Source organism: Mycobacterium sp. E787, assembly GCF_001668725.1.
Classification (GTDB): domain Bacteria; phylum Actinomycetota; class Actinomycetes; order Mycobacteriales; family Mycobacteriaceae; genus Mycobacterium.
This window is the reverse complement of sequence record NZ_LZKL01000001.1, coordinates 1-1,290: the sequence shown is the minus strand read 5'-3', so window position 1 is coordinate 1,290 and position 1,290 is coordinate 1. Positions and strand designations below refer to the sequence as shown.

Genomic DNA, 1,290 nt, shown 5'->3' with positions numbered 1-1,290 from the left:
GTCGGATGAGACATCCTGATCACCGACAAGACCGGCACGCTGACGGAAGGCCGCATCCGCCTGGTCGGCACGATCGATCCGGCCGGTGCGCCGGCCGAGCCGGTCCGGCGGCTCGGGCTGCTGGCCACCGACGTCGACCCGGAATCCGGTGTGGTGAGCGCCAATCCGCTCGACGCCGCGCTGTGGGACTCCCCGCAGCCACAGCAACTGGTGGGCGGCGCGGTGCGCCGCGTCGCGCTGCTGCCGTTCGACCACGAGCGGCGCGCGACGTCGGTGTTGGTCGACGACGACGGCAACCGCCTCCTCGTCGTCAAGGGCGCCCCCGAACAGGTCCTGGACCGGTGCGACGGGACGCCGGCGGCCGCGGATGCGACCCTGGCGGACTTGTTCGCCGCCGGACGGCGGGTGGTCGCCGTCGCCACCCGCCCGGCCGCCGAGCTGACGGAGCTCACCGCCGACGACGAACACGACCTGACGCTGGCCGGCTTTCTGGTCTTCGCCGACGAACCCAAACCCGCGGCGCGCCAGTCGCTGGCACAGCTGGCCGAACTGGGCATCGAGCTCAAGATCGCCACCGGCGACAATCCGCGGGTCGCCGAAAAGGTCTGCAATGACCTGGGTTTGGCGTCCAAGGGCACTCTCACCGGCGCCGAGCTGGAACCCCTCGACGACGACGGGTTCGTCGACGCCGCGCAAAACCACACCATCTTCGCGCGCATCTCCCCCGAGCAGAAGGCGCGGCTGATCACCGCGCTGCGCCGCAACGGGCGATCGGTCGGCTTCCTCGGCGACGGCGTCAACGACGCGTTGGCCCTGCACGCCGCGGACGTGGGGATCTCCGTAGACAGCGCCACCGACGTCGCCAAGGACGCGGCCGACGTGGTGCTGCTGGAAAAGGACCTGGGCGTGCTGGCCACCGGCGTCGCCGAGGGCCGCCGGATCTTCGCCAACACGATCAAGTACGTGCTGATGGGCACGTCGAGCAACTTCGGCAACATGTTCAGCGCGGCCGCCGCCTCGGCGCTGCTGCCGTTCCTGCCGATGCTGCCCAGCCAGATCCTGCTGGGCAACCTGCTCTACGATGCCTCGCAGTTGGCGATCCCCACCGACCGCGTCGATGAGGAGCAACGCGATGCGCCGGCGCACTGGAACGTCGCCTTCATCCGCAGGTTCATGCTGACGTTCGGGCCCATCAACTCGCTGTTCGACTTCCTGACCTTCGGATTCATGCTCGGCATCCTGCACGCCGGCGAGGTGGCGTTTCACACCGGGTGGTTCCTGGAAAACCTT

The 1,290-nt window shown here is 69.3% G+C and carries 1 pseudogene; it reads left to right on the top strand.

Going from position 1 to position 1,290, the window contains the following annotated elements:
* Nucleotides 1-9: 9 nt before the first annotated feature.
* Nucleotides 10-1,290: pseudogene (locus A5705_RS00005) on the top strand (HAD-IC family P-type ATPase); the annotation flags it as partial.